This window comes from Butyricimonas sp. Marseille-P2440 (genome assembly GCF_900091675.1).
Classification (GTDB): Bacteria; Bacteroidota; Bacteroidia; order Bacteroidales; family Marinifilaceae; genus Butyricimonas; species Butyricimonas synergistica.
In genome coordinates this window covers 315,098-328,449 of sequence record NZ_LT594608.1, presented here as the reverse complement: position 1 = coordinate 328,449, position 13,352 = coordinate 315,098, and the positions used below count along the sequence as shown (strand labels likewise).

The window sequence follows — 13,352 nt, the reverse complement described above, 5'->3', positions numbered from 1 at the left end:
TGATTTTATAAGTATAAAAAAGCGTGGGATCTAAATTGTTTATCACGTAAGAGGTATCGCCAAACACCCAACAGAAAATAAACAATCAGCCCACGCTTAACCATGTATATTGTAGTATATATATGGTCAGCATGAAGTTTGTACTTGTTTATCCTTTCTGTTAAAAAATTGGCGATTTTCTTACGCAGGATGAAACAAAAACGCTTCCATTAATTCAATATGTCTGCCATGAGAAAATGATTTTCCACATGACGCTACAAATGTAAATAAATTTCAGCATCCAACAAACGTCAGGACTGATTGTAATGGCAAAATTAGGTTAATCAATGGAATAAAAAGAATTTATTTCCAACGGTTTTCATTTATAAACCATTTATAGGTGTTATCACCATGTAACGCCCTATCTATCCCTTCCGTTAATTGCGTGGCGATTAATGATCTATCAAGGAAATTATCAATGTAACTACTTTTATTGGCTCCTGTAAGCATATTATAGAATTTTCATAGATTAATTCCATTCTCTTCATGCTCCCTCTTGAAATTGTCATCGTTGTAATAAGCTTTTGCCACCATGTTAATCTGGTTATCCGTCAACTTCATGTAAGGAAAATGCTTCTTATCTCTTGCTGGTAAACATTGATACGACCTACTTTTACCCAAGAATTGTGTGAATTGATGTTCCGTGAGGTAAGAACCTGTAAAACTCTTCATCAACCTTAAATGCTTGTCTGCATCATATTGTTGGAATAACTTCATCACACCTCTAAATAGATCATGGTAACTCATCGCTCTTAAATCAGTCTGGAAACTATCCGTGAAAGTACACAGATTACAACATACTTTATTCTGGAATCCAATGGCAACACTAAACCTTTCAGAAGTTTTCTTTGAATAGAGGTTTTCCCTGTTATACGCTCTCACTCCCGTAATGCATAGATTGACCCTGTTGCCGTTTATAGATTCATAAATAGTTGGAATCTCAAACGCAAATCCATTCTTTCATAATAGATAGTTTTATCTGTTTCCAGTAATTCTGCCACTGGTTTATGTATGGCTTCTGGAATCCTACCTTTTATAACATGGCTAACCATTATATCAGGTTCATCTATGCTTTCCCCTCTAAACAATTCACTCGCCACCTTATGAACTGTTTCAATAAATGCTGGATGGGATATAGTCATCTCGTTATCCTTGCTGAACACTGGCACGATACAATCATTCTAATAGTGGTGGAAATATTTAAATTTTCAGTTTATATATACAATTCACAAATTCTCCACCAACCTTGATTTATAATGTTCATTATCACTTTTACTTGTTTTATTCATTCTCTAGCTTTAAGCCAATTAAAAAATTAAACTGGAAATATATTTATAGTTTAATAGCCAATGGTGGTGAGAATTATTGTCCTTATTAGTAATATATACCAATCTAGACGAGAGAGGGAGGTACTGGAAAGAACCCCTAACGAGAGATTTATATTCTTTTTGCGTCTGGTCGCCGAGATCGGCAAGTTTCAAACTTTGAAGGAGAGAACAAGTAACAACTTTATTCTTGAACGGAAAAGATGAACCTTAATTTCTTTTGACTGGGCAACACTCTCCTTGTAGGCTTTGGTGTTTATCAATGAAGTAAGGGGTAGTGGAAAATTTGTAAAATGTATATACCGATTAGAATTTTGTATTTTCCACTAGATATAAACAATGATAATTTCTTACCTTTGTAATCAACTAAAATATGGCAACATGAATAGTAAGTTGGTTGATTTATTAAGAGAAGTGGATTCATTGAAAATGCGGTTATCTTCTTTGCGTCCTTTGCCAGTGGAGGCATTAAAGAAAATTCAGGATGCTTTGGATATCGAGTACACTTACGAGAGTAACCGTATAGAAGGGAACACGCTTACCCTGCAGGAAACGGCACTTGTTGTCAACGAGGGAATCACTATTTCTGGTAAATCCATGCGTGAACACTTGGAGGCAATCAATCATGCAGAAGCTATTGACTATATAAAGGAGGTTGCTAAACAGGATATTGAAATAAGTCAAAGAACTATCAAGGAGATTCATGCACTTGTGTTACACGGTATAGATAGGGAGAATGCTGGAAGTTATAGAACCGTACCTGTAATGATCTCGGGTAGCACTCATGTACCGCCTCAGCCTTATTTGTTGGAGAAGCTAATGGAAAATTTCATGCTGACATTTCAAAGTATGGAAAAAGAAAATGTTCATCCAGTTATTATCGCCGCCTATTTGCATGATGAACTGGTGAGGATACATCCGTTTATAGATGGCAACGGGCGTACTTCTCGACTTCTGATGAACCTCTACCTGTTGCAAAAAGGTTATACCATTGTTACCCTGAAAAGTGATAATGATATGAAGTTACGTTATTATAAAGCTTTGGAATCTTCTCACACGAAACAACAACATGATGATTTCTACTTGTTGGTTGCTGAAGCTGAAAAAGCATCTTTAGAGAGGTATATCTCTATTTTAGAATGAAAAATAATCACGAGTTAGAATGTTTCTGTAACTAGAGATATTCGTGCGTGTAATTTCCTTGTGTGGTAAAGTTGGAAATAGAGTGTCAAATCAATATGTTATCATAGATATAAATGTTTGATATTCTGATATATTTACTTGGTACCATCCTATTCAATAAGTATCTTTGTACATGCAAATGATTGGTCTGATGTTCTTTCCTGAACTAGATACTCTTTTGTTTGTTAGAAAAATTTATTCCTATGAAGTTACGTGAGAAAGGAAAAACCTCCAATTCAGAATGGTTTGGTGTAGAACATTATCGAATTTTCCATGAAATGGATTTATTCAGGTATGTAAACATGGAGAGATTAAAAATGTTATATCCAGATATTTTTGGAAAGTCCAAACCTAAGCTTCTCAAGAAAAGACAGCACAACTAAATGATTGAAGCCAGTACCTCATATGTCCTTAGGGTGCTGGCTTTTTTATTTGTTGGTGGAAAATTTATAAATAGTACATAGAGATCAAAATTTTATATTTTTCCACCAAATGGATTTACCGCTTAATATTATTCTTGTAGTAATTTTTCCACTTCATTTTTCAAACGGGGGAGGTGATTGACAACAATACTCCAAAGAATATCAACCGAAAGACTATCATAACCGTGTATGATATAATTACGAGCGTCCACGATCTTACGAGCGTTAGTGATGGCTATATCCTTGTTCTCTTTTAATATCCTGTTCATCGCCTCACCGATAATTTCAATGCACCTCTCAATCGCTCTTTGTAAACGTATATCTCGACAAAATTCTTCAAACAATTTTGGTTGTCCCTCGAAAAATGTTTCAATGTCATCAATCGCATTAAGTATATCTTGCAAGTGTTTCTTGGTAAAGTTATCCATATATTAATGCTTTGGTTTGCTCGATAGTTTCTTTCAAGTAATGATTACGAATAGCGTGTTCTTCCAGTAAATCAACTTCTCTGCCCAAAATATCTTCTAAAGCGTATTTCAAGTCAAAGAAATTACTAAAATAATCTGTTACTTGTGCTTTGTCGAAATTGACTATAAAATCGACATCGCTTTCTTTATTAAAACGATTCGTGAGGATAGAACCAAACACGAATAATTTACTAACCTTGTACTTCTTGCACAAGGCAATGATTTTATCCATATTTAATTCAATCAGGTTCATGTAGTCATTCTCTTTCTGCAAATATAGTGATTGTTGAAGACAAAACAAAAACGCTAGAAATAACAGATTATTAAGTGTTGGTTTAAATAAATGCTCCAAATCTCATGAAAACCGCCTAAAACAATAAAGCACCTACTTTCGTAAGTGCTTTATTCAGAGAGCGGAAAACGGGACTCAAACCCGCGACCCCCAGCTTGGAAGGCTAGTGCTCTACTTCGGCAATGAAAAGCTTCGCTTTCCCTTGCTTCGACTGAGCTATCACCGCTTTACACTTACTTAAAATGCTCTTATTTTTACTTGTGGTTGACGTGTCGGTTGACAATTATATCAACAGAAGACTTGATTAATACTATTAATGAACTCACTCTTATTTTATACTCAAATATAAGCAACATATAGCTTATATACAAGCAATTTACCGCTAAATTATGGTAGTTGGGATATGATTTTTATACACATACTTCCTGTTATTAATTGGTTACACATTAAATTTCAACTTCATTTATTATTTAGTTTATAATATTGTTGTTGGTGAATAATATTTCTATTGGGTATATAGAACTAAATCTGCTACGATTTTTCACCAAATAAAAAAGGCAATAGAGGTGAATCCATTGCCAGTATATTTTATCTATGATGATATTTTATTCTAGTCCACGTTTGTATCGTTCAACCTTCTCCCTTAATGGTAGTAGTTCTGTTTGAATTGTAGCCCATACCATTTCATCACTGATTTGATAATAACCATGTACTAAAACATGGCGCATTCCAATTATAACTTTCCATTCAACTTCTGGATGCTTTTCTTTAAATTCATTTGTCAGTAAATATGCCGCTTCTCCAATTATCTCTAAATTTTTGATAACAGCAAAACGGAGTATCTTATTTTCCTTGTACTCGTCAAAACTGATACCTTTAGTAAACTCGAACAAGTTATCAATTGCCTCTATTATATGGGATAAGCGGTTAATATCTTTAGGCTTCTCTCTCATAGATCAATATTTTATCCTGTTCTGCTGATTCTTTAGCGAAATCTTTCAACTGTCCTTCTTCCACCAAATCAATTTTCTTGTGCAGAAGAGATTGTAAAGCGTTCACGATACCAATATACTTGAAAAGAGTAACATTAGCATTCTTGTCAAAGCGTACAAGTATATCAATATCACTCTCCCTTGATTCTTCTCCACGAGAATAAGAACCAAACACCCATGCTTTCTCAACTGGTTGTAGCGTGAAGAACTCTCTTAGTTTATTGATAATAGCTTGGTTCATATTTGCTCTTTTTGCAAAAATAGTGAATGTTGATGAGAAAACCATGATGTTACGAGCAACTAATGGTTAAATATTTGAGTTGGTGATTTTTCTACTGAATTGGCATATAATACCTAAAATGAAGATAATTACTCACTAACTAAAATTCTGTTATGAGGAATATCTAAAATGCAATATTCTTTATTTTCCAAGCTGTCAACATAAAAATAAATCAACACGTTATTATATATATAAATATCTGATATTCTGACATATTTATTTGGTGCTATCCTGTTCAATAAGTACCTTTGTACATGTAAATGATTGGTCTGATGTTCTTTCCTGAATTAGATACTCTTTTGTTTGTTAGAAAAATTTGTTCCTATGAAATTACGCAAGAAAGGAAAAACCACCAATTCAGAATGGTTTGGAGTGGAACATTATCGAATTTTCCATGAAATGGATTTATTCAGGTATGTAAACATGGAGAGATTAAAAATGTTATATCCTGATATTTTTGGGAATCCCAAACCGAAGCTTGTCAAGAAAAGACAGCGCAACTAAATGATTAAAGCCAGTACCTCGTTATATTATTGTGGTACTGGCTTTTTTATTGGCAAAAAAATAAAGGGTGATAAGCCTAAACCTACCACCCCTCTCTATACAATGTATGTTGTTATTCTTGCGGTTTACCTTGCCCGTTCAAAATTTGATACTTCGTTGGATTATAACCATTTTCAGATACATAATACTCACAACCATTTTGTACCACAGTCTTCAACACGTTAAAATCGTAAAGATTCATACATTTCGTTATTGAAACTCCTTTTGCTGTTGCAAGACTTGACAATCCACTAATATCTGTTAAATGAGGATTATTATTTATGTCCAAATTACCACCGATATTAGCCAACTTCGATAAACCATTAATATTTTGAAGTCCAAGATCGCAATAACTAATTATTAAATCTCCAGTAATTGAAGTTAAAGAAGTAAATTCTATCATATTTACTTTTCGACAAATTATTTTAAAGCTGCCGCTAACCTTATTTAATTTACCTATATTCAATGTTTCCACGTTATCTGAACCTATGAATACATCCCCGCCAAGATTTACAAATGAATTCAAGGTCAACTTTTTCAACTCCTGCGCATGGATAGAGAGGGCTCCCCCGATCTCTTCCAGTTTCGGTAATTCTAACACATCCAATTTTGATGCCGCAAGAATAACTTGAGGATCTGAACTGCCTGTATCCCAACGACAAGAACTACTATACACATACAAATCTCCCCCAATTGATTTTAATTCATCCAAGCCCTCAAACGAAATCAAACCATTCAAAGAGGATGCCGTCGAATGTCTGTAATTATTTAGAGCCTGTGCCTTTACCGTAAAATTACCTCCAATTGTTTTTAAATTTTCCAAACCTTCAAATGAAGTCAAAGCATCCAAACAATAAAGATCAGTTCCACCAGTTCCTACATTAGTTTCAGCAGATATTTTAAAGTCACCTCCAATAAAATTCAATTTACCCAACCCCTTAAATGAGGCTAAACTATTTAACCCTTCTATTTCAGTAATACGATTTGAGCTCACGCTACAAAAAGCATTCAACTCGAAGTTTCCTCCAATAGTCTCCAAATTTTCCAATCCCTCAAATGAAGTCAAAGAATTTAAGGAAGCATAAGCAGATGTGGATACTTGTATCTCAAAATTTCCATTAATATTCTTTAATTTGCCCAACCCTTTGAAAGATTTAAGATTATGCAAAACTTTTCCTTCCAAAACACTCATATTTCGTTCCAAGTTAGCCCGAGTTCGTATTTTGAAATTTCCACCTATAGATTCCAAATTCTCCAAACCTTCAAATGATTCTAAAGAATTAAAAGAACCCGTATAGGCATTTATTTCTAAATCTTTACCTATTGATTTCAGTTTACTTAATCCTGTAAATGATTCCAGTTTATTAAAAAAAGGCTGATTAAAGCTATAATCCGTTTCATCAAAAGCTCCAATATACAAACGACCTCCAATTGTTTCCAAATTCTCTAAACCTTCAAATGATTTCAAGGTATTAAAATCAGATAAACTTCCTGCTTTGATTTCAAAATCACCACAAATCTCCATCAAGTTATTTAACCCTTCAAAAACGACCAATTCTGCATCACGAAGAATTAAATCCCCATTAATTTTTCTCAAACCATACAATCCATCTAAAGTTGTTAAATAGCTAGCATTTATTTCTACATTTCCATCTATTTCAACAATCTGATTCTCCAATTTTTGCAATGTCTTTAACAACCCTCCAATCGAGACATTTCCTTTTATCTTCTTGTACCCCATTTCCCTAAAACGAATTAATTCCTCTTCAGTAGAAAAAGTAACATCTCCGATATAAATATCACTTTTGGCTGCTTGAACTATTTTAATCGTATCTGCCAATGAGCTATTTTTGTCTTTAATGAAAATTTCACCCTTCCTTTCCTGATAATTAGGATTAGGTTTTACCACAAAATTCAAAGAACTTGTAACAAGTGCTCTCGACTGCACCATTTCGATCCAATCTTGTGCGTTAGAAGAAATCTGCACTTCACATTCAACATTACTACTTATCTCTACAGAAATTTCACACCCTTCCATTGAAACATCATACAAATGCTCATTCAAGATAATTGCATCATTTTGTTTTTGGTAAATTTTAATTGTATCTCGAAGTTCATTTTTTTGAACAACTATTTCAGCGTATCGATCTTCGTAAGATGTGTTGGGAGATACAGAAAAAATCAAACTATCGGTCGTAACCATTCGAGATTGAATCTGCGTAATCCATTGACTTGCTGATACAGGAATATTAACAATGTAATCAACATTACTATTAACCCCAACTTTTATATTGCAACCAGCACTTGAAACATGAAATTCTTTCTCTTTTATATCAATTAAGTCTTTTTGCTTTTGTATGATTTTTACAGTATCTGCGAGTTCGCTAATTTTACTTTTAATTATTATTTCTCCCTTTCTCTCCTTGTAAGTATCATTCGCTAAAATTTCGTAATGCAACGAATTTGCTTCCAAAGTTCTCCCCAAAGACTCTATAGAAACTTTTGTAATCCACGCTTGCGCTTCCTCCGAAATAGTTGCAACATATTCAATATTACTTTCTAACTCGATCACAATCTTCATCCCCTCAGTTGGAACATCATACACATTTTGTGATAAAATAATCGCATCTACTTGTTTCTGGATCACGTGTAGAGTATCTGCCAAATCACTATTTTTATCTTTTATAATGATCTCTGCTTGCCTCTCATCGTAAATAGTGCTTTCCAAAATCGTGAATGACAATTTATCCACTCTGGACGCTCTACTTACTAATTGTTCAATCCACTCTTTTGCGTCTTCTGGAATGATTACCTCGTAATCAACGTTTGTTTTTAATTCAACGTTAATTGTTTCTCCTTTTGCGGGTACATTGTAAGTATCTTGCGTCAGGATCAATTCATCCTTTTGTGCTTGATAAACATGAACCGTGTCTGCAAGTTCACTGGCATTATCTTTAAAAATAATGAAACCTTCCCTTTTATCCGTGTTTGGATTGGCTTCTATTTTGAAATTTAAGTTTTTAGTTTCTAAAGCACGTGATTTTGAATCAGCCTGTTTTATCCAGTTGAACTCTTGCGGGATGGTTGTGGTGTACGTGATGTTACTTTTAACCTCCACCGTTATATCACCACCCGTGGTTGGTAGATCATACTTATCCTTGGTTAAAAGAATCGCATCCTTTTTCTTCTGTGTCACCGTTAAAATTTTGGTGTTAGTTCCAGCCTTTACAGTGATGTTGGTATTTTGATCATCGTATAGCTCCGAGGGATTTACCGTTACAGAGATCGTGGCATTACCATTACCGCTAGTTATATCCGTTTTGCACCACTGGCTAGTGTTAGTGATAGTCCAATCTCCATTGCAAGTGATATAAAACTCTTTCTCTCCACCTTCCGCTTCAAAAACAATATCTGTTATTGAAAGTTCAAGCGTGATGTCGCTAGAATTACCTCCGTTGGGATCATCCCCGTTATCATCCTTACTATCACTACAACTAAAAATAGCGAGTGACATCAAACACGCTAAAAATACAAATAACCTTTTCATAAACATGATTATTTTAATTGTTGATTTAAAATTTTACTGATAAAGGCGTTGAAGTTACCTTTCATGTTTCCGTCAACGGAATCATACTCGATTTCTTCCAAACAGGTAATATCCTCCTCTTTTTCCCCGTTTGTTTCGAGAAGAAACATTTTTGAATTTTCATCCAATTGATAGATGCACACGACATTTCCATACACGTCTTTTTTCACGAAGAAATGACACTTGGCTAAAGAGTTTTCCATGATGAATTATCTTTTACCTCCAACCACCAAAGAAGTAATTAATATAAATAAGAAAGCGTGGTGATTGTCAGCTTATTCTTTCAGAGGTACGACCAAGTAACCTTGTTACAAATAAACAGCAACCCCACGCTAAACCATGTATATAGTAGGTATATATACGGCAAGCATGAACGTTTGTATCTGCTTATATCCCTGTAACATAAAATTGGTCGTTTTCTGAAAGAGGATAAAGCTAAACGCTTCCATTAATTCAATATGTCTGCCATCCAGTAAACCGAATGACACCACAAAAGTAAATAAATTTCAGCATCTAACAAACGCAATTTAGGGTTGCTGTGTGACAAAATTAGGCTAATCAGTGGAATAAAAAGAATTTATTCCCAACGGTTTTCATTCAATAAACCATTTATAGGTGTTATCACCATGTAACGCCCTATCTATTCCTTCTGTTAATTGCGTGGCATTTAATGACCTATCGAGGAAATTATCTATGTAAGAAGATTTATTCGCCCCCGTAAGCATATTGTAGAATTTCCATAAATTAATTTCATTCTCTCCATGCTCCCTCTTGAAATTGTCATCGTTGTAATAAGCTTTAGCCACCATATTAATCTGGCTATCCGTCAATTCCATGTATGGTAAACGCTTCTTCTCTCTGGCAGGTAAGCATTGATACAACCTACTTTTGCCCAAGAATTGTGCGAATTGATGTTCCGTGAGGTAAGAACCTGTAAAACTCTTCATCAACCTTAAATGCTTGTCCGCATCATACTGTTGGAATAACTTCATCACACCTCTAAATAAATCATGGTAACTCATGGCTCTTAAATCAGTCTGGAATCCATCCGTGAAAGTACACAGGTTACAACATACCTTATTCTGGAATCCAATGGCAACACTGAATCTCTCTGATGTCTTCTTTGAATAGAGGTTCTCCCTGTTATACGCCCTAACGCCAGTAACACATAGATTGACCCTGTTACCGTTTATAGATTCATGAATAGTTGGAATCTCGAAAGCGAACGCCATTCTTTCATAATAGATGGTCTTGTCACTTTCTAGCAGTTCTGCCACTGGTTTATGTATGGCTTCTGGAATCCTACCTTTTATAACATGGCTAACCATTATATCAGGTTCATCCATGCTTTCCCCTCTAAACAGTTCACTAGCCACCTTCTGCACCGTTTCAATAAATGCTGGATGAGATATTGTCATCTCGTTATCCTTGCTGAACACTGGCACGATACAATCATTCTTTAAATGTTGCATATCTATGGGTGAAGTGTTAGCCTCTATGAAATGTTTCCTCCTTTCCTTCTTGGTGGGTTCATTTACTATCTCGTAAGGAGTGTAGGTAGATTCTTCTTGCTTGACGTTATTACTGCCAAATAAAACTGGCAACAACCCTTCATTTTGACTTGGAATTAATATTGCAGTACTCATAATCTAGTCTATTTAACGGTGGTGGAAATATTTGAAATTTCAGTTTATATATGCAATTCATAAATTCTCCACCAACCTTGATTTATAATGTTCATTATCACTTTCACTTGATTTATTTATTCTCTAGCTTCAAGCCTGTTAAAAAATTGAATTGGAAGTATTATTATTGCTTACTTTCTATTGGTGGTGAGAATTATTGTCCTTATTGGCTATATATACCAATCCAGACAAAAATTCACCAACCTAAATTTTCATATCCTACCGTTAGCTGAATAGCTGTAATACCCCTCTTCATAATAGAGGACATAATCCAGTAACTCTACGTCTATACATGAAAGTGCGATCTTTACCTGTTGTACCAGTTCATCATCCTGTTTAGTTGGTTCAATATCACCAGAAGGTTGATTTATGCAAACTATTAAACTCTTGCAATTAGAGAGTGCAGCCAGTTGTACTATAAACCTAATATCAGTGATGTTGTAAGATAACGCACCTTCACTTATCGTGGATATACCTAACACTTGATTCCTACCATTTAACAGGATAACTCTAGTTGAGATATGGTGTTCGATGGTATCTTTAAATGGAGAAACCAGTAACTCGTGGACATCTTTAGCGGTTACTATTTTATACCTTTTAGAAGGTTTGGTATTATTCCTGTACACCAGTTCCACCACTGGCACTTTTATCAATTCTTCATTCATGTCTTTATTTTACTTGATTTTTAATTTGAACACGTTAATGGTAATGAAATTTAGAGAGTTGTAAGTTTATCAGGTTTGGCAATGGAGAGGAAAGATTCTTGTTTATACTGCCTGTTTAGAAAGGTGGTACTTCTTTCACATTGGTATAACAATATCTTTCCCCTTTCCACCGCGCTCCCTGTCCCTGTATCTTTAACTACTCTTCCAAGTAGGCGAATTTCTTGATCTGCATCTTTGTTTTAGTTCCAGCGTAAACGGCAGGAGTTTCAACCTGACCACATAGAACAATGGTTTTGCCTTTAAGCGTCAGGATAAGCTGGTCTAGCATCATGTTCTTGGCGAAAGAGTAAATGAAACGTAACTTGTCACCATGTTTCTGTTCTATGGCAGGATCACAGGGAATATCATCTGGCGTGATGTCCCCTTTCTGGCTCGCACGGACTAGTTGAGTGTATTTGATCTCTTTCACCTCTTCTTCTCCCAAGGCGCAAACCAGTTGTAATTGTTGAGGGTTTTCCCCTTTAAAGTCAATAACGGTCATTTCATCACCAACCTTAACGGGAGTGGGTAATACCGCCACCTGATTTTTAAACTTTTCAATCAGCTCTGGATTGAGTTCAAGGGAATTGTTAGGTTGGGCAACCTCCAAATTTTGGTAGTAAGTTTTCAAGTTCATAATTGATAAGATTTTGATTAATTAATTTGATTTTCTTCACTCTTGGGGTGGGGGTATAAATGGTTACACTACTCTAGCGTGTAACACTCTTTACATATAATGCCAACCTGAAATTGAAGGGGAGGGGGTGTTTTATAGAGGGAGGTGTATGCTTGGCGTGTCGCCCACAAATGAATAATAAAGAAATATATGTTACTATTTGTACTAATTATTTTTTAGATTTGTACTAATTTCAATTTTTTATTATGGAAGCAATAGAAAGAAAAGAAGATATATATGAAAATATAGCCCAAGTTGAGAAATATTTAGCTTGTGAAGAGGGGAACAAATTACAACTAGAAATGATAGAATTGATTCGAGGTGGGCATAAGTTTGTATCTTATAAAGTCTATAATGAATGGCATTTTGTTCCTAGTAAATACATAGGATATAAGAATAATAACTTGAAAGTTCATAAAGCTAATAAAAAAGCACATTCTATTACAGGTTCGAAAACAAACCGATTTATAACGAAAGTATTAGAAATAAAACATCAACCAAATGAAGTTTTAGAAAAAGCATATCATCAATTTTGTCAACATCTAGGTATTCCAGCCAATAAAATACACAAACGAATTCGAGAGTTTTGGGAATTATCCGTTCCAGAAAAATATTTTGCTTCTGTTTTAGAGAATGGTTATGAATATACAGAAGGAAAAATTAAAGAGGTAAATCATCATAAATATAGAGGACGAGATTCTAAATTAATTCAGGCAGCAAAAGCTAAATTCAAAATAAATCACGAAGGTCGACTTTATTGTGAAATATGTGGATTCAATTTTAGAGAGAGATATGGTGATGCGGGATATGATTTTATTGAAGCACATCACATAAAACCAATATCAGAAATGGACGAGGAGGGAGAAATAACTGATATTAACGATTTAATAATGGTGTGTTCTAATTGTCATAGCATAATTCATCGCAGAAATCCGTTTTATACAATAGAAGAGATGAAAAATATTATAAACTTAAATTCTTAATATATACATTTTTTTATCGCAAAATCCATAAACTTTACTAGGGCTATAGTAAAGATTCACATAATGTTATTTTGAACTTTTACAAACTTTGCTTGTATAAACAAAAGGTGGATTATAATTTTCAATGGGTAGATGAATATATAAACTTATCACTGATTTCTAAATATTATTTCTAT

At 34.4% G+C, this 13,352-nt stretch carries 12 protein-coding genes, 1 tRNA gene and 1 pseudogene; 3 read left to right on the top strand and 11 right to left on the bottom strand.

The window, feature by feature from the left end; genetic code table 11:
* Positions 1 to 342: 342 nt before the first annotated feature.
* A pseudogene (locus tag BN8899_RS05060) lies at positions 343 to 1,217 on the bottom strand (DUF3871 family protein); the annotation flags it as partial.
* A gap of 528 nt (positions 1,218 to 1,745) precedes the next feature.
* Between BN8899_RS05060 and BN8899_RS05050 the strand changes: the two are divergent.
* Positions 1,746 to 2,507, top strand: a complete 762-nt coding sequence (locus tag BN8899_RS05050; protein WP_065218568.1) for a Fic family protein — start codon at positions 1,746 to 1,748, stop codon at positions 2,505 to 2,507.
* Positions 2,508 to 3,057: 550 nt separating this feature from the next.
* Here BN8899_RS05050 and BN8899_RS05040 read toward each other — a convergent pair.
* The 5 genes from BN8899_RS05040 to BN8899_RS05025 all read right to left on the bottom strand — a co-directional run bounded on the left by BN8899_RS05040 (position 3,058) and on the right by BN8899_RS05025 (position 4,960).
* The gene (locus BN8899_RS05040; protein ID WP_065218566.1) at positions 3,058 to 3,396 is read right to left on the bottom strand and encodes a HepT-like ribonuclease domain-containing protein; all 339 of its coding nucleotides are present in this window, start codon (positions 3,394 to 3,396) and stop codon (positions 3,058 to 3,060) included.
* The gene (locus tag BN8899_RS05035) at positions 3,389 to 3,688 is read right to left on the bottom strand and encodes a nucleotidyltransferase family protein (protein ID WP_013613501.1); all 300 of its coding nucleotides are present in this window, start codon (positions 3,686 to 3,688) and stop codon (positions 3,389 to 3,391) included. The genes BN8899_RS05040 and BN8899_RS05035 overlap by 8 nt, the downstream gene beginning before the upstream one ends.
* Before the next feature lie 159 nt (positions 3,689 to 3,847).
* Positions 3,848 to 3,953: transfer RNA gene (locus tag BN8899_RS20685), tRNA-Gly, on the bottom strand.
* A 379-nt stretch (positions 3,954 to 4,332) separates the two neighbouring features.
* A complete protein-coding gene (locus tag BN8899_RS05030) occupies positions 4,333 to 4,680 on the bottom strand; it encodes a HepT-like ribonuclease domain-containing protein (protein WP_065218565.1) in 348 nt (115 codons plus the stop codon).
* Entirely contained in the window at positions 4,664 to 4,960 is a 297-nt protein-coding gene (locus BN8899_RS05025) for a nucleotidyltransferase family protein (RefSeq protein ID WP_065218564.1), read from the bottom strand. Before BN8899_RS05025 ends, BN8899_RS05030 begins: the two co-directional genes overlap by 17 nt.
* Before the next feature lie 363 nt (positions 4,961 to 5,323).
* Here BN8899_RS05025 and BN8899_RS05020 point away from each other — a divergent pair, with 363 nt between their 5' ends.
* A complete protein-coding gene (locus BN8899_RS05020; RefSeq protein WP_065218563.1) occupies positions 5,324 to 5,503 on the top strand; it encodes a hypothetical protein in 180 nt (59 codons plus the stop codon).
* A 112-nt stretch (positions 5,504 to 5,615) separates the two neighbouring features.
* On the opposite strand, the gene BN8899_RS05015 is transcribed toward BN8899_RS05020, so the two are convergent.
* From BN8899_RS05015 to BN8899_RS04995, 5 genes are all read right to left on the bottom strand, one after another.
* Positions 5,616 to 9,089 (bottom strand): BACON domain-containing protein, encoded by a 3,474-nt coding sequence (locus BN8899_RS05015; protein ID WP_187376773.1) that lies wholly within the window; start codon positions 9,087 to 9,089, stop codon positions 5,616 to 5,618.
* Between the two features lie 8 nt (positions 9,090 to 9,097).
* Positions 9,098 to 9,331: a hypothetical protein gene (locus BN8899_RS05010; protein WP_065218561.1), complete on the bottom strand. Its 234-nt coding sequence runs from the start codon at positions 9,329 to 9,331 to the stop codon at positions 9,098 to 9,100.
* Positions 9,332 to 9,721: 390 nt separating this feature from the next.
* Complete coding sequence (locus tag BN8899_RS05005; RefSeq protein WP_148375277.1) at positions 9,722 to 10,774, bottom strand: DUF3871 family protein; 1,053 nt, start codon at positions 10,772 to 10,774, stop codon at positions 9,722 to 9,724.
* A gap of 251 nt (positions 10,775 to 11,025) precedes the next feature.
* The gene (locus BN8899_RS05000) at positions 11,026 to 11,478 is read right to left on the bottom strand and encodes a JAB domain-containing protein (RefSeq protein ID WP_065218560.1); all 453 of its coding nucleotides are present in this window, start codon (positions 11,476 to 11,478) and stop codon (positions 11,026 to 11,028) included.
* Between the two features lie 196 nt (positions 11,479 to 11,674).
* Complete coding sequence (locus BN8899_RS04995) at positions 11,675 to 12,058, bottom strand: hypothetical protein (RefSeq protein WP_148375275.1); 384 nt, start codon at positions 12,056 to 12,058, stop codon at positions 11,675 to 11,677.
* Between the two features lie 341 nt (positions 12,059 to 12,399).
* Here BN8899_RS04995 and BN8899_RS04990 point away from each other — a divergent pair, with 341 nt between their 5' ends.
* Entirely contained in the window at positions 12,400 to 13,176 is a 777-nt protein-coding gene (locus BN8899_RS04990) for an HNH endonuclease (RefSeq protein ID WP_065218558.1), read from the top strand.
* Positions 13,177 to 13,352 lie beyond the last annotated feature (176 nt).

Coding starts and splice junctions, on each gene's coding strand:
- BN8899_RS05050 (WP_065218568.1), top strand. CDS start 1,746: ATGAATAGTAAGTTGGTTGATTTATTAAGAGAAGTGGATTCATTGAAA.
- BN8899_RS05040 (WP_065218566.1), bottom strand. CDS start 3,396: ATGGATAACTTTACCAAGAAACACTTGCAAGATATACTTAATGCGATT.
- BN8899_RS05035 (WP_013613501.1), bottom strand. CDS start 3,688: ATGAACCTGATTGAATTAAATATGGATAAAATCATTGCCTTGTGCAAG.
- BN8899_RS05030 (WP_065218565.1), bottom strand. CDS start 4,680: ATGAGAGAGAAGCCTAAAGATATTAACCGCTTATCCCATATAATAGAG.
- BN8899_RS05025 (WP_065218564.1), bottom strand. CDS start 4,960: ATGAACCAAGCTATTATCAATAAACTAAGAGAGTTCTTCACGCTACAA.
- BN8899_RS05020 (WP_065218563.1), top strand. CDS start 5,324: ATGAAATTACGCAAGAAAGGAAAAACCACCAATTCAGAATGGTTTGGA.
- BN8899_RS05015 (WP_187376773.1), bottom strand. CDS start 9,089: ATGAAAAGGTTATTTGTATTTTTAGCGTGTTTGATGTCACTCGCTATT.
- BN8899_RS05010 (WP_065218561.1), bottom strand. CDS start 9,331: ATGGAAAACTCTTTAGCCAAGTGTCATTTCTTCGTGAAAAAAGACGTG.
- BN8899_RS05005 (WP_148375277.1), bottom strand. CDS start 10,774: ATGAGTACTGCAATATTAATTCCAAGTCAAAATGAAGGGTTGTTGCCA.
- BN8899_RS05000 (WP_065218560.1), bottom strand. CDS start 11,478: ATGAATGAAGAATTGATAAAAGTGCCAGTGGTGGAACTGGTGTACAGG.
- BN8899_RS04990 (WP_065218558.1), top strand. CDS start 12,400: ATGGAAGCAATAGAAAGAAAAGAAGATATATATGAAAATATAGCCCAA.